The 22155-nt window shown below is 42.4% G+C and carries 21 protein-coding genes and 1 pseudogene; 6 read left to right on the forward strand and 16 right to left on the reverse strand.

Annotated features, from left to right (window positions below; translation table 11 throughout):
• Positions 1–5 precede the first annotated feature (5 nt).
• From D7V32_RS09730 to D7V32_RS09745, 4 genes are read right to left on the reverse strand one after another with little or no spacing between them, the layout of a single operon-like run.
• Positions 6–1043 carry an alpha/beta hydrolase gene (locus tag D7V32_RS09730; protein WP_120402690.1) on the reverse strand — a complete coding sequence of 346 codons (1038 nt, stop codon included), beginning with the start codon at positions 1041–1043 and terminating at the stop codon, positions 6–8.
• Positions 1044–2159 carry a YdcF family protein gene (locus D7V32_RS09735; RefSeq protein WP_120402691.1) on the reverse strand — a complete coding sequence of 372 codons (1116 nt, stop codon included), beginning with the start codon at positions 2157–2159 and terminating at the stop codon, positions 1044–1046.
• 6 nt (positions 2160–2165) lie between these two features.
• Entirely contained in the window at positions 2166–3200 is a 1035-nt protein-coding gene (gene murB, locus D7V32_RS09740; RefSeq protein WP_120402692.1) for a UDP-N-acetylmuramate dehydrogenase, read from the reverse strand.
• An 8-nt stretch (positions 3201–3208) separates the two neighbouring features.
• The gene (locus D7V32_RS09745) at positions 3209–3724 is read right to left on the reverse strand and encodes a low molecular weight protein-tyrosine-phosphatase (protein ID WP_120402693.1); all 516 of its coding nucleotides are present in this window, start codon (positions 3722–3724) and stop codon (positions 3209–3211) included.
• A 118-nt stretch (positions 3725–3842) separates the two neighbouring features.
• Here D7V32_RS09745 and D7V32_RS09750 point away from each other — a divergent pair, with 118 nt between their 5' ends.
• Positions 3843–5003, forward strand: a complete 1161-nt coding sequence (locus tag D7V32_RS09750; RefSeq protein ID WP_120402694.1) for an iron-containing alcohol dehydrogenase — start codon at positions 3843–3845, stop codon at positions 5001–5003.
• A 278-nt stretch (positions 5004–5281) separates the two neighbouring features.
• Complete coding sequence (locus D7V32_RS09755) at positions 5282–5725, forward strand: acyl-CoA thioesterase (RefSeq protein ID WP_120402695.1); 444 nt, start codon at positions 5282–5284, stop codon at positions 5723–5725.
• Positions 5726–5758: 33 nt separating this feature from the next.
• On the opposite strand, the gene dnaX is transcribed toward D7V32_RS09755, so the two are convergent.
• The 7 genes from dnaX to D7V32_RS09790 form a co-directional block, all read right to left on the reverse strand.
• Entirely contained in the window at positions 5759–7912 is a 2154-nt protein-coding gene (gene dnaX, locus D7V32_RS09760) for a DNA polymerase III subunit gamma/tau (RefSeq protein WP_120402696.1), read from the reverse strand.
• Between the two features lie 60 nt (positions 7913–7972).
• Complete coding sequence (locus D7V32_RS09765) at positions 7973–8578, reverse strand: hypothetical protein (protein ID WP_228200198.1); 606 nt, start codon at positions 8576–8578, stop codon at positions 7973–7975.
• A 162-nt stretch (positions 8579–8740) separates the two neighbouring features.
• Positions 8741–9157 (reverse strand): hypothetical protein, encoded by a 417-nt coding sequence (locus D7V32_RS09770; protein ID WP_147394219.1) that lies wholly within the window; start codon positions 9155–9157, stop codon positions 8741–8743.
• 52 nt (positions 9158–9209) lie between these two features.
• Positions 9210–9674, reverse strand: a complete 465-nt coding sequence (locus D7V32_RS09775) for a copper resistance protein NlpE N-terminal domain-containing protein (protein ID WP_120402698.1) — start codon at positions 9672–9674, stop codon at positions 9210–9212.
• A gap of 90 nt (positions 9675–9764) precedes the next feature.
• Positions 9765–11015, reverse strand: a complete 1251-nt coding sequence (locus D7V32_RS09780) for a serine hydrolase domain-containing protein (protein WP_120402727.1) — start codon at positions 11013–11015, stop codon at positions 9765–9767.
• Positions 11016–11110: 95 nt separating this feature from the next.
• Positions 11111–11968, reverse strand: coding sequence for a MaoC family dehydratase (locus tag D7V32_RS09785; protein ID WP_120402699.1), 858 nt, complete (start codon positions 11966–11968; stop codon positions 11111–11113).
• Positions 11969–12125: 157 nt separating this feature from the next.
• Positions 12126–13517 (reverse strand): 3-oxoacyl-ACP reductase, encoded by a 1392-nt coding sequence (locus tag D7V32_RS09790; protein ID WP_120402700.1) that lies wholly within the window; start codon positions 13515–13517, stop codon positions 12126–12128.
• Between the two features lie 241 nt (positions 13518–13758).
• Between D7V32_RS09790 and D7V32_RS09795 the strand changes: the two genes are divergently transcribed.
• Positions 13759–15279, forward strand: a complete 1521-nt coding sequence (locus D7V32_RS09795; protein ID WP_120402701.1) for an acetyl-CoA C-acetyltransferase — start codon at positions 13759–13761, stop codon at positions 15277–15279.
• A 62-nt stretch (positions 15280–15341) separates the two neighbouring features.
• On the opposite strand, the gene D7V32_RS09800 is transcribed toward D7V32_RS09795, so the two are convergent.
• Entirely contained in the window at positions 15342–16424 is a 1083-nt protein-coding gene (locus tag D7V32_RS09800; protein ID WP_120402702.1) for an OmpW/AlkL family protein, read from the reverse strand.
• Between the two features lie 181 nt (positions 16425–16605).
• The gene (gene aceI, locus D7V32_RS09805; protein ID WP_120402703.1) at positions 16606–17031 is read right to left on the reverse strand and encodes a chlorhexidine efflux PACE transporter AceI; all 426 of its coding nucleotides are present in this window, start codon (positions 17029–17031) and stop codon (positions 16606–16608) included.
• Positions 17032–17147: 116 nt separating this feature from the next.
• Here aceI and aceR point away from each other — a divergent pair, with 116 nt between their 5' ends.
• The 3 genes from aceR (at position 17148) to leuE (ending at position 19893) form a co-directional block, all read left to right on the forward strand.
• On the forward strand, positions 17148–18038 hold the full coding sequence (gene aceR / locus D7V32_RS09810) for an HTH-type transcriptional regulator AceR (RefSeq protein ID WP_120402704.1): 891 nt from the start codon (positions 17148–17150) through the stop codon (positions 18036–18038).
• Between the two features lie 89 nt (positions 18039–18127).
• Positions 18128–19117 (forward strand): transaldolase, encoded by a 990-nt coding sequence (tal, locus tag D7V32_RS09815; RefSeq protein WP_120402705.1) that lies wholly within the window; start codon positions 18128–18130, stop codon positions 19115–19117.
• Positions 19118–19245: 128 nt separating this feature from the next.
• Positions 19246–19893 (forward strand): leucine efflux protein LeuE, encoded by a 648-nt coding sequence (gene leuE, locus D7V32_RS09820; RefSeq protein ID WP_120402728.1) that lies wholly within the window; start codon positions 19246–19248, stop codon positions 19891–19893.
• Between the two features lie 67 nt (positions 19894–19960).
• On the opposite strand, the gene D7V32_RS09825 is transcribed toward leuE, so the two are convergent.
• The 3 genes and pseudogenes from D7V32_RS09825 to D7V32_RS09835 form a co-directional block, all read right to left on the reverse strand.
• Positions 19961–20524 carry a TetR/AcrR family transcriptional regulator gene (locus tag D7V32_RS09825; protein WP_120402706.1) on the reverse strand — a complete coding sequence of 188 codons (564 nt, stop codon included), beginning with the start codon at positions 20522–20524 and terminating at the stop codon, positions 19961–19963.
• Positions 20524–20868, reverse strand: coding sequence for an SMR family transporter (locus D7V32_RS09830; RefSeq protein ID WP_120402707.1), 345 nt, complete (start codon positions 20866–20868; stop codon positions 20524–20526). The genes D7V32_RS09825 and D7V32_RS09830 overlap by 1 nt, the downstream gene beginning before the upstream one ends.
• A 124-nt stretch (positions 20869–20992) precedes the next feature.
• Positions 20993–21914: pseudogene (locus D7V32_RS09835) on the reverse strand (alpha/beta hydrolase).
• Between the last annotated feature and the right edge of the window lie 241 nt (positions 21915–22155).

Genomic DNA, 22155 nt, shown 5'->3' on the forward strand with positions numbered 1-22155 from the left:
CCAAATCAATAATATGCCTTACCGCTTTGCGCATGCAAAAATGCAGGAATTAAACCTGTTAATGCCGCACGTATATCTGCACGTTCATTAATGAGCTGATGCGAACCCTCCTCCAGCATTAACAAAGTCTGTAAACGGAATTTACGGCGGATAAACTCAATATTGTAACGCCAATCGACTGTTTGGTCTTGAGCGCCCTGCGCCAGCCAAACTGGAATACGGCAAGCTGGCCGCTGCTCCATTTCCTGCATCCATTTGGACATGGCTAAAATCCAATCCATACCCATCATGCGCGGCTGCAGCGGATCTTTTAAACGCACAAAGCGCAAGAACTCTGGATTATGGTTATTGCGGCGGAAATGGCGCGGCACTTCCCGCTTAATACGGCGAATAATGCCCAAACCAACCGAATTATGCCACCACGCAGTTTTTGCAGGACGAATGAGCGGCGACAGCAGCAGTACACGGTCTACATACGGATTTTCACGGCGCTGCGCAAATGCCAACAAATGATGCATCCAAATTGCGCCGCCTGTACTTTGCCCAATGCCCAGCCACGGCTGCGGCAGCTGCGCTGCATGTTTTACATACTTATGCACCGCTTCCAATACCTGCTGATAATGATCAAAGTTTTGGATACTTGCAGGTGAACCATTACTTAAGCCATGCCCTGGTAAATCATAGGTCAGAACACTGAAGCCTTGATCGATAATTTCACGGATAATCGGCTGATAAATACCGCTATGCTCCAAATAACCATGCAGTAAAAAGACGGTACCTTTAACTTTTTGACCTTCAGTCAGCTTGGGCTGAAAAACCTGTACGTGCAATTTAAATAGCGGCATTTCAACATAGCCTTGCCAGTGCTCACAATCCAGCGCGTCTAAAGCATATAGACGGCGGTAAGACTGCAGTTCTAAACTCGGTGCATAAGGACGGTTCAAATTCAGCTTTTCCAGCTGCAGCGGCGTCGTGCTGCGGTCAGGAACCGGTAAATCCAGTTGCTTTAGTACTGCAGGATTTAAAAATGGAATATCAGACATTTAAGGCACCTCCCTGCATTCTGTACCTACCCACATATCACGCATGGCGGCCAGCATTTCATAATTGGCGCGGCGGCTATGGTCATAGTTTTTTTCACTTGGCTGCCATGCAGTCAGCTGACTTGGCATTGGCGCTTCCAGCGGCACTGTTTCAATCCCGTTCAACGCAAATAAACGGCGAGTTCTAGGCATATGATAGCGGTCCGTAATTAAGATCACTGTTGGCGCACCGCCTTTTTTCTGCAGCAGCAATGAACTGAAACGTGTATTTTCACACGTATTCATACTGCGGTCTTCCAGCAGTTTGGCATCCACATCATGCTCTTTCAGCCAGCGCTGCATATACGGCGCTTCTACACCGCTCAGCACAATAGGCAAATTGTATTTTTTCTTTACTTCCAGCGTTGTTTCCAAGCGCAGACGTGTGTATTCATTCACAATAATATCTTTGCGGTTTTTATCCAAAGTTAAACCGCCGCCAAGAACAACGATGGCATACGGATCTGCATGCTGCACAGCAGGCTTATTTTGATCTTTGATCAGTGCAATATCTTCAATGGTTTCATCATTCACCGGCTCAGAAGCAGCCAGTTCAATTTCATGCGTTTTTAGGAAGGTGACATATTTCTGCATTTGTTCTTTATCCAAATGCGTCGTAATGTCGAAAATATGCTGTGCCTGAACCTCAGACGCGCTGCTTGCCTCTGTTTCAGACTCCGCATTGACCAAGAGCGGCACTTTTGGCTTCTCCTGCTCATCTTCTTCCTTTTGATGCGCTTCATCGATCAGCTGTTGCAAAGCCTTGTAGCGCGCCTGAATCAGGGCCAAATCGGCAGTTTCTTTATTTTGCAGCGCCTCTTCCATGACCTTTAAATAGGCCTGACGCGCAATCCATAAATCTGACCCCGGCTCATAACTGTCCTGATCGCTTAAAGAAGCCATTTTTTGGCTTTGCGCTGCAACTTCATTAACCTCTACAGGCACGAAGTAGTTCAGCGCTTTCACAATCATTTGAGAATAAAAAGGCGTATAAATAAAAACTGTCAGACAGCCAAAAAATGCAAACATCAATGCTGCGATTTGCACAATTCGAACAATCCAAGGCGTTTTACGCATTATTTTTTAATCCTGATGTGAGCGGATAAGGCCTTGCTCATCAAACAGCACTGGTTCAGGCTCTAAAGCAATGCCAAATTTAGCTTTCACATCCTGCTGCACAGCTCGATAAGCTGCGCGCACATCCTGTAAAGCTGCATCGGCATAATTCACCAAAACCAGCGCTTGCTTATGGAACATACCCACCGCGCCTAGTTTTTTTCCTTTCCAGCCTGACTGATCAATCAGCCAGCCAGCAGCAATTTTTACATCGCCATTTGCCTGAGGATAATGCGGCAAATTTGGAAAGTCTTTAGCTATAGAAACATAAACTTTTTCAGAAACAACAGGATTTTTGAAAAAACTGCCTGCATTTGGATATTCTTTCGGGTCCGGAAGCTTAGACTGACGAATATGAATCACTTGCGTCTGCAGGTTTTCAGGTGTTTGCTCATCACCAACAGCTGCTTTTAAATCACCATACTGCAGCTTTAACGCAGGGTTCTTCAACAGCTTAAATGTCACACTGCAAATAATAAAACGGTTCGGATCATCTTTAAAAATACTGTGGCGGTAAGCAAAATCGCAATCTTGCGCCAAAATTTCTTTAAACTGTTTTTCATAGCGGTCATAGACGTGAACAGACTCAATAAATTCGCCTGCCTCAACGCCATATGCTCCAATATTCTGTACAGGCGATGCGCCCACTAAGCCTGGAATTAAGGCCAGATTCTGCAAGCCATATATTTTTTGAGCCGTTGTCCACAGTACAAAATCATGCCAAACCTGACCAGCGCCCACCCGAATTGTGCGGCTGTGTTCATCTTCTGCAAGGGTTTCAACCCCCATAATGTGCATATGCAGAACCAGCGCATGAATCTGCTGCGGCAAAAGCATATTGCTGCCGCCAGAAAGTATTAAAATATTGAGCTGATTGGTTTCAGCATAATTTAATGCTTCCAGCAAATCTGTTTCAGAATGAATCTTTGTGTAGTGAGATGCAACAGCATTTAGATTTAGCGTATTAAATGTTTTGAGCTGGATTTGATTTTGAATTTGCATATGACCGCTTAAACCTTTGCTTCCAATTTCATTTTTATGATTTCAACCCACGCACGGCTGCTGGATTCACATTGATCCAATACATGCTCAAAGCCTTCACTGCCGCCATAATATGGATCTGGCACTTCCTGCTCTGGAAAATTGCAGTCATGCTGGCTCATTAAGGCAACTTCTGCACGTAAAGCAGCTGCGCCAAACTCTTGCTGAGCGCGGTGCATCAAATGCTGAATATTGTCCAGATTTTCATAATCCATAGCCAAAATTAAATCAAATTTTTTGAAGTCTTGTGTTTGCAGCTGACGCGCGCGCAACGCGGATAAATCATAGCCGCGCTTTTTAGCATGCTGCTGACTGCGGCTGTCTGGGGCTTTGCCTGGATGATAATTACTGGTCCCAGCAGAATCGATCATTACATTTAAGTTTTCTGCATCACATAAGTGTCTGAGTACAGCTTCTGCTGTCGGAGACCGGCAAATATTGCCCAAGCAAACACATAACACCTGATATGGCGTTTTGGATGACATAACAACCTCAATGTTACTTTTATTTCAAGCATCTTATGTTAAGTTATTTACAGGATGAATCCTATATCAACACTCAAGAATAATGTTCATTTAAGTATAAAAAAATAAGGATAAAGCGATGAGTCAATTTCAGTTTCAAACTGTCAGCAATATTATTTCTGGTATTGGTTCAATTCAGGAACTGAAGAGCTTGCTGCGTGACTTCAGCCCTAAGCGAGTATTGCTGGTCACTGACCCCGGCATGATTCAGCGCCAGCAGCATTTGCCTATTTTAGAAATACTTGAAAACGCAAAACAAGACTATGTAATCTATTCAAATGTTCAAGCAGATCCCGCTGAACATATTGTGCTGGATGCGGTTGCATTTGCAAAATCAAATCATGCTGATCTAGTCCTTGGTTTTGGCGGCGGCAGTTCTTTAGATGTCGCAAAAGTTATTGCGATATTGGCGCACCCTCAGCAAACACAAACCTTACAAGACTTATACGGCGTAGGCAATGCCAAAAAGCCGCGCTTACCTTTAATTTTAGTACCAACCACAGCAGGCACAGGCTCTGAAGTTACCCCTATCTCTATAGTTACTACAGGTGAAACTGTAAAAACTGGAATCGTCTCTCCTGTGCTGTATGCAGATGCCGCTATTTTAGATGCTTCATTTACACAGAATTTGCCTGCTGAGATTACAGCAGCTACAGGTATAGATGCCATGGTTCATGCTATAGAAGCTTATACATCTAAAATTAAGAAAAACCCCTATGCAGATATGCTGGCGAAACAAGCACTGCGCCTGCTGAATAAAAACTTGCCGCTGGTTTTGATGGATGGACAAAATCTAGAAGCAAGGCAGAACATGCTGGTGGGCTCCATGCTTGCAGGCCAAGCCTTTGCCAATGCTCCTGTGGGCGCTGTTCATGCATTGGCTTATCCGTTGGGCGGCCATTTTCATCTATCACATGGCCACACCAATGCCTTAGTTCTAATTGAAGTTCTAAAGTTTAATGCGCCTGAAGCAAAAGCTCATTATGCGGAGCTAATGCAATGGCTTGACCCCTACAGCACAGGCTGCACCTCAGGTTTATGTGACTTATTTATTGACCATATGCAGAACCATTTAGATCAAAGCGGCCTTACACTTAAACTGCAGCAGCTCAATGTCCCGCGGCAAATGTTAGATGAGCTGGCAGATGATGCCATGCTGCAAACACGGTTACTGCAAAACAACCCTCGCGTACTGCAGCAGCATGATGCGCTGCAAATCTATAACGCTATTTATGCTTAAGCCAATACACGCTATCAACCCAGTGAACAGCTCACCCTAGCCGCCGCAGCGCAGAAAAATAGATTTTAATTTGAATGCCGGTTTATTAAGAAATTGACTGGCATTTTATTTTCTTAGATTGATGATGTTAAATCGATGCTTCTGCTATGACTCACTGCCAATCCATTGAAGATTAAAAACTTAATTGGCGATATTCATCATAGAAATTGACTTTATGAGCTTGAATTTCAATCATAAACTCAGTAAAACAATGCAAGCAATATAATAATGAACCGAAGATGAAACAAACTGCAAAATTACGCCAGCAATACCGCTTTATTTTCCCCATTCAAACCCGCTGGGCAGACAATGATATTTATGGTCACGTTAACAATGTGACTTATTACAGCTATTTTGACACAGCTGCCAATGCCTTACTTATACAAAAAGCAGACTTTGATATTCATCAATCACCTATTATTGGCCTCGTGGTCAGTTCTGCCTGCAGCTTTATGCAAGAACTGACTTATCCTGAAATTATTGAAGTTGGCGTCGCAATTAGCAAAATTGGCAATTCATCAGTGACTTATGATCTGGCAATCTTTAAACAAGGACAGGATAATGCATCTGCTCAGGGGCATTTTGTACATGTATTTGTAGACCGCAGCCATAAAAAAAGCACCCTTATTCCTGTAGAAATGCGGGATGCTCTTGAGCCATTTATGATACTGCGGGCTGAATAATAACAACCAAACTGCAACATTCAGTCTTCTGAATTACTTCAGCTGAATATTTTGCAGCTCACCGTCAAATACAGCCATTAATGATTTTACTATCGGTTCATTATGCAAGAGTTCAGAAGCACGGTTAAATGCTTTCGCCTTACGTTCACCCAACAATGCATAAGGCGTTTGCCCTTCAACTTCGCCATATTGCACATTAAAACGTGTCGCAGGCCAAATACTGTGCAACGCCTGCTCCAATACATGCTGGGTTTGCGTCAACAGCTGTTCATATTGTTTCGGAATATGGACAATGCTTTCGCCGTCTATTTGACCCGTCATAATGCCGTGCTGTGCAAGTTCCTGCACTGCTGGTGACAACTCACTATTACGGAACCAAAACTCCCATTTATCAACCGTCCATTCACCCTGCAAATCCTGCTGTTTCAGCTTCAAAATATCCTGCGGCATCAATGATGCATCAGCAGGATTTTGAACTGGAACAGCAACTGGCTGCTGCTGTTGCTCCAGCACGGTCATCGGCGCATCAAAAAGCTCACCCGCAGATTCTGCCGCAACTTCCTCCTCCTCAGACTTTACAGGTGCAGCTGAAATAGCAGACTCAATCCGTTCTAAAGGCGCAATAGATTCAAAAGCATAATCTGGCTCTGACGCAGCTGCCGGTTCATCAGAGTCATCTAATCCAAAGAGTACGTCATCAGCAGCAGGATCAAAAATAATCTGATCCGCTTGTTCTGGTGCAGCAGTTTGCTGTTGAGCTTGGCTTAAACTCTGCTCTACAACTTCAGCCTCAGCGCTTTCAACATTTTCAGCTTGCTGTGCAACAGGCTGTACTGCTTCTTCTTCAGGTTCATCCAAGAAGTCATCTGACGATGGTTCGTTCATATCTGAACGAGTTGCGAAATCATCTTCCTCCCCATAATGATCGAAATCATCAGACAGGAAAGCATCAGAATTTTGTTCAACTGACGGACTTGCTGCTGGCGTAACTTCTTCGGGCTGAATCTGTACAGGTTCAGGAGCTATAACTGGCTGCACAGCAACTGGCGCAGGCTGGGCTTGAATCTGCTGAACAGGCGCTGAAGCTTGAATTTCATTGGACTGCATAGGACGGAATGCCAGCAAACGCAGCACCGTCATTTCAAAGCCTTGCTCTTGCGTCACAGCCAGCTGCAAATCTGCACGGCCTTTGCAGGCAATTTGATAGTACAGCTGCAAATCTTGCGCAGACACCAGCTGTGACATACGCATAATTTTTTGGTTAATTTCAGCACTGTATTTCAGACTTAAATCCGGCAAATACTGCAGTAAAGCCAGCTCATGCAATGTTGAAATCAATTGATCCAAAACCATTGAAACATCAAGCGCCTGCTGACGGAACTGCATCAGCAGCTCACTGATACGGCTTTGCTGGTTTTGGTGAATCGCCAAAATTAAATCATAGATAATTGTGCGGTCAATCAGCCCCAGCATATCTTTGACATCTTGATGCTGAATTGCACCCTGACCATAAGCGATCGCTTGGTCAGTTAAAGACATCGCATCACGCAGTGAACCTTGCGCAGACTCTGCAATTTGCCAAATTGCGTCTTGCTCTGCGCCGATACTTTCTTTTTGTAAAACATCAGTCAAATGCGCAGTAATTTCATCGACAGCTAAAGGACGCAGCGTAAATTGCAAACAGCGGGAAATTACAGTAATCGGCAGCTTTTGCGGATCTGTGGTTGCAAAAAGGAATTTTACATGTTCTGGCGGTTCTTCCAATGTCTTGAGCAAAGCATTGAATGAATGCGTAGACAGCATATGCACTTCGTCAATCAGATAAACCTTAAAACGACCTTGTGTAGGCGCATAAGGCACATTATCTAAAAGTTCACGGGTATCTTCGACTTTTGTACGTGATGCAGCATCAATTTCAATCAAGTCGATAAAACGGCCTTCATTAACGGATTTACAAGTCGCGCAAACCTCACATGGCGTAGATGTAATGCCAGTTTCACAGTTCAGACACTTTGCCAAAATACGCGCAATGGTGGTTTTACCTACACCGCGTGTCCCAGTAAATAAATAGGCATGGTGCAGACGGCCGCGGTCTAAAGCACTGGTCAGCGCTCGTGACACATGGTTTTGACCAACCAATTCATTAAAATTGCGGGGACGGTATTTTCGCGCAAGTACTTGATACATGTATGCTCCTTTTCACATGCATAAGGATACTGTTTTTTTGACTAAGAGTGAATGAAGATCTTATTTCTCGGAGCGAATTCTCTCAACTTCTTCAAATTTTACAACTTTAATATCTGATTGCTTCTCAGTCTGGCTAAATAAAACCAGTTTGTCCTGAAAGGCATCTAATACATACCAAGTTTTTTGATCTTTATGTTTTAAAATCGCCTGAGGTGAGTTCTCTATATGATTAAGCTTTAACTGCGCGGAAAAGCATGTAGAAAATACAATCAAAATCATCATTGCAACATACTTCAGCTGTTTATCTTTACGTAAGTCAGCATTGGTAAAGATGCTTAAAGTAATCCCTATTAATACCGAACTCCACAAATATGTAGTCAGACCAACGACTTGATAGCTAAATAAAATTGTCATGCAGGTGATATAAATACTTATAACAAAGACCGATTGCCCCCAAACATAGCGCTTTGCTGCTTTTTCAAATTGCTGTTTAAGCGGCTCTTGCTCATTAAATGAATTAAAACGTAATTTTCTTTTAGGCTGAAATTTTCTATATTTTTTATATAAATAATTATATACGTCTAAGAGAGCTCCAATTATTGTGATAAAAATACTCAGTACAACGAGCACCTTAACAATTTCAGTAACATAAAATGTGGGTGACAAAATTGACATCACCCACATTGCATCTAAGGAATAATAAAAAAGGCATTCGAAAGTACCGAAATACTCAATGCAATAACAGACAGCAAACCAAACAGCTCAGTAATTGTGAATTCTTTTTTTATCATGTTTACAGTTTATAAATATTTAAAGAGATGTTTTAAATTATCTTTCAAAATCAACAGCAGTCCACCACTTGATGTCACGAATTTGCGGGTTCTGTTCTAAAATTTCATTTAAAGCATTAGATAGCCGAGTAAGCTGATCTATCAGATCTATATCAGCCTTAAACCATCTCTTTATGATTGGGCTTTTCGGCTCAATCATCAGCAAATAACCATCTGTATATTCTTCATATTTGCCGCAGCCCACCCAAATACTGTCGTGAAATGGCGCATCAAAATTTATCACATAGCCCCAGTCCTCAGAATGAATTCCAGCAGCTGGAAGACCGCGCATTTTCAGCTGTTCATCCAAATACTGAGCCAAGGTTCCCCCCCAAACGGCGCCTTCCCATTCATCCGTATTTTCAGAGCACGGCGGAAATAGTTCTGTACGGAACTCTACATACGGTTTCAGCATTTGAGCCTCAATCATCTTTTAACTTATCAGCAACTTCAATATGAACAAAGTTTCAGCTTCGCTCAAGTATAAAATGATCTGCAGCAGCATAGTGCTTTGCTGTTTCATTCTGCAAAATTTCCAGTGTATGCTCTGCTGTGTGAACAAAAAGCAAGTTGCGGCTTTGCACACTCAGCAGCTCCAGCTGGGTTTGATCTCCTGCTTTAAACTGCATTTTTCCATGAAGTAAAACAGATGAATCATTGCCGCTGTTGCTCACGCGGTCTAATGTATAGGTCATATTTTCATGCAGGCTTAGTTTCACAGACATGCCCTCACAGTCCTCACATAAAGCACTGCAGTCCATACACGGCGTATTGCCCATATAGCTTCCTGCCCACACAGGAACGACATGCTTTTGAACGTGTACTTGCTGATCTTTTGTCTGGGTTTCATTCGACGTGCTGTCGCAGCCTTGTAAACCTAAAGCTGCTGTGCTGGTGAATGAAACCAATGGAATAATCACGGACTTATTCATGACAGATGTTCCTGCAGTTATAAGGGCAAAGGAAAATAGCATATTCTGTGATAAAAGTTACGCATCAAAGGTTAAATTGCAGCCAACACACTATAGCCAACCTTTCTTACCTTTTAATATCCAATCTGCACAGCGCAGCGTTTCCTGCGTTAAGGCCCATAAACGGTAATCTCCTGTTAGAGAGCCTGCTGCAAAATTATGCGTATAAGCAAAGCTTAAATTCCGCTCTGGATCACACCATGCCCCCGAACCATTGAAGCCAATATGGCCAAAACCATTGGATGCCTTACCTAGACTTAATACACGGTGATAGCCCAAACGCCAATGCATAGGCAGCGGCATAATACGGTCACGCTTACGGCTTTGTACTGCTCTTAATGCAGCAAAAGTATCTGTATTAATGAGGGTTTGACCTTGCCAACTGCCTTTATTGGCCAGCATGGCATATATTCGCGCCAAATTATCTGAGCTGAATGCGCCATTGGCAGCAGGAATCACCGCTTGCATGCCTTCAGGACTAAAAAAGCTAAAGTTTTTCATTCCCTTCGGAATCATTGCATCTTGAAAATCTTGCGGGTTTTGCCCGCTAAGTTCAATCAGCTTATCTAAAGGAGACTCTTTACGGGCTGCTGGCTTTTTTTCTGTATGAGCTGCAGATGATTTTTTAACTTTTGGCAGCGGCACTGCAACACGCGCCAATTCAGCATCAGGCACACCAAAATAAGCGCCATCTAAGTCTAAAGGCCGCACCAAATATTGCTGCATTAAATCGGACAAAGTTCTCTTTGTGGCTTTTTCTAACACACCGCCAACCAGCCAGCCAAAGGTTAAGGGCTGATAAGCCATGTCTTTCCCAATAGTAAAACGCGGCGCGGCCTTTTCCATCACCTGCAGCATATGCTGCCAATCGGCCATTTCATTGGCTTGTTCTATATTATTGCGTATATCGTATAAACCGCTCTGATGACTCAGGATATGCCTCAGCGTCATCTGCGCTTTGCCATTCTGAGCAAATTCAGGCCAGTAACCAGCTATAGGCGCATCGTATTCCAGCATGCCTTCACTGACTAAAATATGCGCCAATGTAGACAGCACACCTTTACCCGTGGAATAACAAATAGAAAGCGTGTCCGATTGCCATTTTTCATCTAAGGACTTTTGTCCCGTATAAATATCGACAACTTTTTGACCTTGAAAATAAACCGTCAGCGCCGCGCCGCCCTGTGTACTGCGCGCATCTTGCAAACGGCTGAACAAGGCTGCTAAATCTTGGAAATCTGCTTCTGCTTGGCCGAGATAGTTTTTAGGATCTGCAAACAAAATATCTTTAACTTGGTTCATCATCCCTGAACTCCATGACACATGATTTTAAATTTTTGCAATCGAATCGTAAGCATTAAAAAAGCCCGAAACATCTAGCTTCAGGCTTTTATACATTAAATTGCTTTTACTATGCCAGTGACATGCGGCTTTTTGTTCTTCGTATTCTGAATGACAAAGTCTGTTTCTTTCGTGCTGACATCCGTTAAAAATTCAACTTTTGACGGCAAATACATTGGCAGTTTAAACCAGACATCTGCTTCATAAGCATCCGGCAAACTTAAATTAGCCAGTGCTTTCGCTTTACTCCACATACCATGTGCAATGGCTTGCTTAAAGCCAAAGGCTTTTGCTGTAACAGCATGAATATGAATGAGGTTGAAGTCACCAGAGGTCATGGCATAGCGGCGGCCTGTGTTTTCTGATACATCCCATTCTGCAGCCAACTGATAGTTTGGTGTTTTGCTTTCTGCAGTTTTCGCCGCTGCTTTAGCATCTGTTTTTTGACGTGCTAAATAGGTTGTCAGTGACTCAACAACAACAACCTCATTACCCACTTTTGCTGTGGTAATAAAATCGAACTGCACACCTTTATCATGCGGCTTTAACTCGCCAAACTTGCATGACAAACTCAGCTGTTCATTTACACCTACTTTGCGGGTTTGCTTCACTTGGTTGCGAATATGCACCAAACCTAAGATTGCAAATGGAAACGCTTCAGTCGTCATCATATGCATTTGCAGGCTTTGTGAAAGAACCGCTAAATAGATTGCAGGAATGTAGCCATTGTTTTTGAAACCGCAAACTTCGTTATACGCTTTTAAATGTTTTGCATCGACTTGAAATGAATCCACCACATATTCAACTTGCGGCAGCACTTTTTCACCTTTCGGTTTTTTGAAAATCAAGCCTTGGATAACTTTTGGATAAGCCAAATAAGGTTTTGGAAGTTGACTAAAATGGCGAGTATTCATACTGAACCTTTGAGAAATTTTTATTTCAATGTTTTAAAAGCCCCTTCTCCCTCTGGGAGAAGGCTGGGATGAGGGTAGCCTCATATCCCTTTATAGTAAACTTTTTGCCTCTCCCTAGCCCTCTCCTTTAAGGAGAGGGAATTTCAAGAGGGTTACATTAAGCCCCTAACAAGCTTTGACCGCAAACACGAACCACGTTGCCATTCAGGCCTGTCGATGCAGTTGAAGCAAATAATGCAATCGTTTCTGCAACGTCAACTGGCAAACCGCCTTGGCTCATCGAGTTCATGCGGCGGCCCGCTTCACGGATTGCAAATGGAATCGCTGCAGTCATTTGCGTTTCAATGAAGCCCGGAGCAACAGCATTAATGGTCACACCATTTGTCAGTGCAGGCGCAGTAAATTTCACTACACCAATTACACCCGCTTTAGATGCTGCATAGTTGGTTTGGCCCAAGTTGCCTGCGATACCTGAAATAGACGATACACATACAATACGGCCATTTGCATTAAAACCGTCATTCGCTAACAAATAGTCATTCACACGTTCAATGGCAGACAAGTTGATGTTAATCACTAAGTCCCAAAGCTCAGGCTTCATATTTGCCAAAGTTTTGTCACGTGTAATACCTGCGTTATGCACAATAATATCTAAACCGCCTTGCGCAGCTGCCGCAGCTTTAATTTTTTCACCTGCGTCGCCTGCTGTAATGTCAATAGCAAGCGTTGAACCGCCAATTGCACCAGCTACACGGTCAAGGTCAGCTTGCTGCTGCGGAACATCTAGACAAATCACATGCGCGCCATCACGAGAAAGCACATGTGCAATTGCTTCACCAATACCGCGGCTCGCACCTGTCACAACAGCTGTTTTGCCTGCAAGCGGCTTAGTCCAGTCAATATCTACTGTGTCTGCTTTAGACACACGGATCACTTGACCTGATACATAAGCAGATCGCGGTGAAATTGTGAAACGAAGTGCAGATTCAAGGTTCGCTTCAGCGCCTGCATCTACATAAACTAGATTAGCCGCAATGCCTTTTTTAAATTCTTTACCTACTGATTTTACAAAACCTTCAAGCGCGCGCTGTGCAATTGCCTGTTTTGCAGTTTTTGCAGTTTCAGGTGTTGTACCCACAACAACCACACGGCCTGAAGCTTGAACTTGGCGTGCAATTGGGTTGAAAAATGCATATAACTCATGCAGCTGCTCTGAATTTTCAATGCCAGACGCATCAAAAACAACAACCTTAAATTTAGATTCTTTATCGCCTTCATTGAAAGCGCCTAGGTTTAAACCTGCTTTTGCCGCTGCTTGCTGCAATTCAGCATTATTGCCTGCATAACCATTTGCATGCACATTTGCCAATACTTGAGCAATAGAACCCGCCAACGTGCTGTTTGGCGCAGCGCCAACTAAAATTGCGCCTTTCACCACAGGAGAAGCAGATTCAAAACGCTCTAGGAAAGTCGGTGCTGGCAGTCCTAAATTTTTGATGACAAATTTACCAATTGGAGATTTTGCAAATGCTTGGTATTGGTCAGTCATGTTTGTATCTCTCGAATAAATTAATTTTTTGATGGCTTTGAAGATATCCTTTAAACTTCAATATGATGTTATTGGCCTTATATTTCAATAGATCCATCAGTTTCCATTGAATCATACTTGAGTTAATGTAGATATGACTTGACCTGAATGCATTCTGCAATGTCATTCCAGTCAATTCAGCGCTGCTGAGTTTATGATAATGTAGCCTCCAGAAACACGTTTACATGCTTGGAAAAGCCTTATGAGCAAGACTACTCAAGAAAATCCAGCAGTCGAAACTTCTGCTGAACCAGATGTGTCAAAACCATCAAAAACTGCATCTAGCCGCCCCGCTCGAAAAACCAGTACAGCGGCCAAATCAGCAGCAAGCGCTAAACCTGCCCGCACACGCTCAACAGCGCCGCGCAGCAGTAAAAGTACAGCGTCTAAAACTACAGCTTCACAACAAACAACTCAAACTTCTGTTCAACAGGAAAAACACATGAGCCAAAATACAGTTCGCCGCGTTGCAATCATTGGCGGTAACCGCATTCCGTTTGCACGTTCAAATGGCGCTTTTTTCACAGCTTCTAACACAGACATGTTTACAGCTGCTTTAAATGGCTTGGTTGAGCGCTTCAACCTGCAAGGCCAACGTCTTGGTGAAGTCGTTGCTGGCGCAGTTTTAAAACATAGCCGTGACTTTAACATGACTCGCGAGTGCGTATTAAATACTGAACTTGCTCCAGAAACACCTGCTTACGATATTCAGCAAGCTTGCGGTACTGGCTTGCAAGCCGCGTTCCTTGTTGCAAACAAAATTGCATTGGGTCAAATTGAAGTGGGTGTTGCTGGCGGTGTAGATACGACATCTGACGCGCCTATCGCATTTGGTGATGGTCTGCGTAAAGCATTGCTTGAACTGAACATTGCTAAAACAGGTAAAGACCGCTTAAAAGCCTTAACAAAAATTAATGTAAAAGACTTAATGGATGCGCCTAAAAACGGTGAACCGCGTACAGGTCTTTCTATGGGTGACCATCAAGCAATTACAGCGCTTGAATGGGGTATTGCGCGTGAAGCGCAAGATGAGCTTGCAGCAGCTTCTCATCAAAAAATGGCAAAAGCATACGAAGAAGGTTTCTTCGATGATTTAATCACGCCTTTCCTTGGTTTAGAACGCGATAACAACTTACGTCCAGATTCAACAGTAGAAAAACTCGCGAAGCTTAAGCCTGCATTTGGCAAAGGTGATGGCCGCACAATGACTGCGGGCAACTCTACGCCATTAACAGATGGCGCTTCTTGTGTACTTCTGGCTTCTGAAGAATGGGCTAAAGCCAATGGCCACGAAGTTTTAGCTTACTTAACGTTCCAAGAAACTGCCGCTGTAGATTTCATTGGCAAAAAAGAAGGCTTATTGATGGCGCCTGCTTATGCAGTGCCGCGTATGCTTGAACGTGCTGGCATTACACTTCAAGATTTCGACTACTACGAAATTCACGAAGCATTTGCATCACAAGTATTGTCTACACTTAAAGCATGGGAAGATCCTAAATTCTGTAAAGAGCGTTTAGGTTTAGATGCTCCATTAGGTTCAATTGACCGCGCGAAATTAAACGTAAAAGGCTCTTCACTTGCTGCTGGCCATCCATTTGCTGCAACTGGCGGCCGTATTATCGCGACTGCTGCAAAACTATTAAACCAAAAAGGTTCAGGCCGTGTGTTGGTTTCGATCTGTGCTGCCGGCGGTCAAGGCGTAACAGCCATTATTGAAAAATAAGACGCGAGAATAAAAAAACCGCTCTAATGAGCGGTTTTTTTATTCTTAGATTTAATAATATTTTAGAAACGGTAACCAACACCTAAATAAGTAATAATTGGATCAATATCAATTTTAGTACTGGCATGAATTAATTGCTCACCCGAAGTTTCATTAACAACATTAATTGTCGTTTTGTTATTTAGCTTCGCATAGGAAACTGAAGCGACCGTAAACCAACTTGGGGTGAAATCATAGGTAAAACCAAGTGTGACAATGGGTGCAATCGCATCATCAGCATCTACATCTACCACCATATTACCTGATGATTCTTTTCCGTCTAATGCCGCACCAGCTTTATCATCCTTAATATTTTGAATCATATGCCCAGCCGCAATTAAGTCTGATTCAATGCCTTTATTGAGTTCAATATCATTAAAATAGGCATACATAATCCCCGCACCTACATAAGGCCTAAATTTATTTACACCCGACTTGCCAAATTGATACTGTGCTTGAAATACTGGCGTCCACGCTCTCGCTGAAGCGGCTTTACCATAAGATGAAAGATCAGTAATTGGAACCGCATAATCCAATGGCAAACCGTCAGGAAATAAAAAACCGCCCAAACCGCCTGGCTCAGCGAGACCTGATAATGGCGCTGTAATCATTCCCTTACCTTTAATATCCACCTTAGGTGGAATACCGCCAATCACTTGCAAAGAAACATTATCATTAATATGGTAGTTAAATGTTAAGCCTAATGTATCAACATCCTCCGCTTCCAGCCCTGTACCGTCAGCTGACCAGCTATCCAACCCATTGATTGTTGCTATCCCTGCAATCTCTGACTTGATATTGCCATCTTTATCTTTAATTAATCCTCCCAAAGGGCCATTCACAAGGTCGGTTAAAGTATCCTTAAGGTTCGCAGAATTACTCCCTTCATTATAAATTGCATTTGGATCAATCGCTTTTAGAAAACCTTCCGGGCTAATTGTGCCAACTTCAGCCCGAGTACCATTTGCTACAGCTGTATTAATATTAAATGGATTTGCCTTTCCTTGGGGCATCACATGCATCCAACCCGCAGATACAGAAAAACGCTTAAAACCGCAGGTAACGTTATTTTCACCAATTTCATAAACTAACTCCTTGTCAGTCATATTTTTTTTGTTGAGTAAAAACGCATTCTTCGTTTTATAATTAAAAGTTATGTAATAATTACTCTTTTTAATATGCACTTTATGTAACTGTTTTTTTTATTTTTGTTGCTGCCGTTGTTTTATATGGCAAAAAAGGCCTGTATTTATCAATACAGGCCTACTTGTTATTTCTATTTGAAATTTAACGATATTGTGGCTGATAACCCAAGTGCGCTTCGATGCGGTCATAACACCACTGGAATATAAAGGTATAGACCAAAATACACATGGTCATACTGAAATCGAGCAAAATTGCCTGCCATAACGTCATATGCATTGCATACGCCACCATTGGAATCGTTACAAGCATTAAGCCGCCTTCAAATCCAATCGCATGTAAAATACGAACTTTAAAAGTTCTTTTTAACTTTCTTTTTGCTTCAAATTTTTCAAAATAATGATTGAAAATCATGTTCCAAATCACAGAAGTAACCGCCATCGCAATACCCAGCGTACCGCTGACCTCCATCGGAACTTTAAAAATAAAACTTAACGCAATAGCAATGATCACCAATAGGATGATCTCATAGCTTAGCGCATGAATAATCCTTCTCTTGGAAATCGTCATTTTGAAACACTCTATAATTTGTAAAAAATGTATTTTATTTTTATATTATTGATTAATCGAGTTAGATTCTTTCAATATTATTGAAAGGTTAGATTTCTATATTTTTTTGTGCGCATATGAATCTTAATCAAGAGCAGCTCATGATTTTTAAAACAGTCATGGAAACAGGGTCATTTTCTGCAGCGGCCAGACAGCTTGGTAAAGTCCCTTCCGCCGTAAGCATGTCTATTGCAAACTTAGAAATAGACTTGAATTTGCGGCTATTTGAACGGATTGGCCGTGAACCTGTGCCAACAGCACATGCTAAAATTTTATTTGAAAAAGCTGAACAGCTCTTAATCGAGATGAATCAATGGAAACAGCTTGCGAGGTCACTCAGCTCAGGACTCGAATCTGAACTCAATATTGTTGTGGTTTCTGAACTGCTGCATACGCATTGGACAGAGTATATTGCAGCGCTGGAAGCCCAATTTCCATCCTTGCAAATCAATATTTTCACAGCGCCGCAGGAAGATGCGCAAAAAATGCTGGTGAATGGCACAGCACAATTTGCACTCATGTTTGAGCGAGAGCAATTGGAAAGCAATGAGCAATTCATTGAGCTGAAACGGCAAGCCCTTGTACCAGTTGCTGCTAAAACTTATGGATTAGCGCAATTTGCACAGCTGAGTTTTGAGCAAATTCTGCAAAGCAGGCAAATTGTGGTCGCCAGCCGTGACCGCAGCATTCAGCCTGAGCTTTTATATTCAAAAAATTATTGGCGTACCGATAATCATCACTCTGCTTGCGCCATCATTTTACAAAACCTAGGCTGGGGTGTTTTGCCTGCAGAAATGCTGAATGAAAACCCGCTGCTGGAACAGCAGCTGCAGATTTTAAACTTTTCTGACTTCACGCCAAAGTTTGAGTATTTTGTAGATTTAGTATGGAATCGAGAAAGCTTGCAAGGCACTGCTGCACGTTTTTTAATAGATTATGTACGAAAACTGCGTAAAAAACCGGTTTAAATGTCTTAAAAACAACCGCTGCCGCTTTAGCCGCGTATGCTTTGTGATATAACTAAATGATGGGCAATAACTTTAAGAACTAGATTTAAATGACACATTCAGCTTTAAACCAATTAAAAAATTTAACAACGATTGTTGCAGACAGCAGTGATTTAACAGCGATTGAAAAATTCCGTCCGCTGGATGCAACAACCAACCCATCTCTTATTACAGCAGCAGCTTCACAGCCTGACAATATGCAGCTGATTGAAGAAGCGCATTTGCAAGCCCAACAAGAAGGCTATGTAAGCGATGAGCTGATTGAACGCACCATTGATATTTTGACTGTGAAATTTGGCGCTGAAATTTTAAAACTGATTGAAGGCCGCGTTTCAACTGAAGTCGATGCAGCGCTTTCTTATGATACCGATGCAACAGTTGCTAAAGCCAAAGAGCTGCTGGCGCTTTATAGCCAGTACGGTGTAGGCCAAGACCGAATTTTGATTAAAATCGCATCGACTTGGGAAGGTATACAAGCGGCTAAAATATTAGAAGCCGAAGGCATTCACTGCAACCTGACGCTATTGTTTGGCTTACACCAAGCTCAAGCCTGTGCAGATGCTAATGTCACGCTTATTTCCCCATTTGTAGGCCGTATTTTAGATTGGTATAAAAAAGCTGAAAATGTAGACAGCTATCCAATTGATCAAGACCCTGGCGTACTGTCGGTAAAACAGATTTATCATTACTACAAACAGCACGGCATCAAAACTGAAATCATGGGCGCAAGCTTTCGAAGTATAGATCAAGTGCTTGGCCTTGCCGGCTGTGACCTGCTTACAGTCGCACCAAACTTATTGGAAGGCCTAAAAAATGATACACGTGAAGTAGCTGCGCAGCTTTCAGTCAATCATGCATACCCGCATACAGAGCACCCGATAAATCCATTGACGGAAGCAGGCTTTAAATCTCAAATTGAGCACGACTTAATGTCTACTCAATTATTGCAAGGCGGTATTGATGGCTTCATCAAAGCACGCGAGCAGCTTAGCACTTTACTGCGCCAAACCTTCGGTGAAGGGCAAGAAATCCAAGCTTAAGTAAAAAAATGATGAACTCTCAGCTTATCAGACATGACTTATACTGGACTGAAAACTGATTAAACATCAGATATAGACCTGCTGATGCTGCTATAATGGCAGCATCAGTTTTTTATGGGCCTCGCATCGTGTTTGGCATTACAGATTTGACGACCTTTATCATTGGTACAATTCTTATTGTCATTTTACCGGGTCCAAACTCAATTTATGTAATGACAGTTGCATCACGTCATGGCATCAAAGCTGGTTATAAAGGTGCTTTAGGCGTATACAGCGGCGATTTAATTTTAATTCTATTGACTGCGCTTGGCGCAGCGTCCTTACTGCACGCTTTTCCTTGGCTATTTATTTTATTAAAAGTTGTTGGTGCAGCCTATCTCAGTTATTTAGGCATAAAACTTCTCAAAGCCGCTTATGATACTTGGCGTTCTGCAGATGCGCCGCAAGCCATACAGCAGCAAGAAAAACTCTCTGAGCTGAAACCGTTCCGCACTGCTTTGACTATTAGCATATTAAATCCCAAAGCTATTTTGTTCTATCTCTCATTCTTCGTACAATTTGTAGATCCCGCTTACCCATATCCAGCCATTAGCTTCACCATGCTGGCCATCGTTTTGCAAATCATCAGCATGAGCTATTTGACCCTATTAATTTTCTCAGGCGCTAAATTGGCTGGCTATTTTACAGAGCGTAAAAAACTCACTGCAAGCTGCGTTGCAAGTGTCGGTCTGCTGTTTTGCGGCTTTGGAATAAAACTTGCCACTTCAACACTGTAACTGCGTCTTGCAGTGCTGACTGCAGCCAGCACTGCATTAAAAAAATTCGATTAGAGATTAGGTTTTTTCATGATGATGCAGGATATGTTCTGCACAGCATTTCATCCACTAAAAGCTGTGTATTGCTGTGCTCATCTATACCCGTATACATGGTGAGCCATAATCCATCTGCGGCATAGCGTAAAAGCATCAAATCCATATTTGCATCTGTCTGGACATGCCTTGCAAGTCTGCCGTCCATCCACTCTACCCACCGCTGATTAAAGACCTGATCCGTCAGCATAGCCATACTTACTGCTGTAGATAAACTGCCAATGCCATGCATATCTTTTTGCAAAGTAAAATGGATATAAGCACGCGTAAAACAGCCATAATCCACAGGGTCTTTCTCTATATGCTCTTCAATAGCCTGATCCAGCAGACTGATCACTTCCACCACCGCAGACTGCATTAAAGCCTGCTTGCTTGGAAAATGATGCAATAACCCTCCTTTTGTAACACCAGCTGCATCGGCTACAGACTGCAGCGAAAACCCAGTTAAGCCCTGCTCGGCTAGCTGGTGCATCGCAGCGTCTAAAATCAGCTGCTTTACACGTTCCGGATCTTTTTTACGCTTATAAGGGTTATCCATTAATGACCTGCAGAATTTGAAAACATATTAATCACGACCACACCCGATACGATCAGCGCAATACCAATCATTGCAGGAATATCTAAACTTTGCCGAAAGATAAAATAACCTACCGCTGCCGTCAATATAATCCCTACACCTGCCCAAATTGCATATGCCACACCAAGCGGAATAACTTTGATCACTTGAGACAATAAGTAAAATGCAATCGCAAAAAGTACAATCACCGCAACTGAAGGCCAAAGTTTCGTAAAACCTTCAGATTTGACCAAAAATGTCGAACCTGTAACTTCAGTCATAATTGCCAAAGCCAGCATGGCATAGGCGGCATATATCGGACTCATTCTAACCCTTAAACAAACATACCATTTGGTCGGTATGTTATGTAAATCTCAAATTATTGCAAGCGCTAAATACAAATAATGATGAAAAATTAATTTTCTATAATCAAATAAGTAGTATAAAAATTTATAAATCAAGGGTCTGCGCAAAAGTTTGCTGGCTGGCTTTTTTACCCATCATAAACTGATATTCATGCAACAAAAGTTCTTTGCTGTCTGGATAAAAGACTTCAGTCACAGGAACATTCATTCGCTTTAAAGCCTCTGCAAACGGCAATGACTGGCCATCAGTCAAAAAGCCTTTGTTGCCGCCGCTGATAAATACAGGCGGATATTCTGCGCTGATTTGATATTGCGGTGAAATCCGCTCAAGCAATACCGTGTCATGCTTATGCTCCCCAGTATAGGCTTGAACAAGATGATCAATCCCCTTCAGGAGCGGTCTGGATAGAGCGTTTTAAGTCATAAATACCGCAATGCAAAAGCTGAAAATGCTCCGCTTCGCGATATGCCTTATTTGTTACAAATACCGCATAATGACTCGCCATATTTGCACCAGCAGAATCCCCTGCTAAAAAATACTGTTCGGATTAAGTTTCAGCCGCTGCGCATTTTCCTGCAGATAAGCCAAAGCATGGTTATTTACATCAGCTGTGCTGGATAAATCACTTCTGGCGCAAACTGATACTGAACAGAAACCACACTATACCCTTGACTGGCAAGACGCTTAAAATAGCCTCTTGCATGTTCCTTTGAACCTGAAATCCAGCCGCCGCCATGAATCCAGACCACCATGGGCCTTTGCGCCAAATTTTCTATATTTGACGGCTGATCAATATCTAAATGCAAAGCAGGATTTTATATATATATCGAATATTATTCGTGACGGTCACACCCTTTGGCGCATGACGGTCTATAAACTTTTTTCTGAATTTGTGTAGACGTATTAAATACACCAGCACACGGCTGCTGCTTTGCGTACTGTGACAGCCTGCCAGCTGCAGCAGCATTAAACTGCTCATCAGCAATAAAATGTGCTGTTTCAGCATTGCAAAATTCCTATATTTCTACGGATTTCACGATCTGCAAATGATAACTTCTTTTTATCAAACGCTTATGTTTTCGCGCTATTTCCCTGCATAAAAACTCGACTGTTTTACTTGATATTATTTGCCAAAAAAGTCGCACTTTAAAACAAAGTTTATCTGTAAATTTATGTATTTAAAATAATTTTTTTCATAATAAAATTGAAGCAAACCGCACTTTATGCTATGAATAAAGTAACTGCTC

Source organism: Acinetobacter tianfuensis (assembly GCF_003611465.1).
Classification (GTDB): domain Bacteria; phylum Pseudomonadota; class Gammaproteobacteria; order Pseudomonadales; family Moraxellaceae; genus Acinetobacter; species Acinetobacter tianfuensis.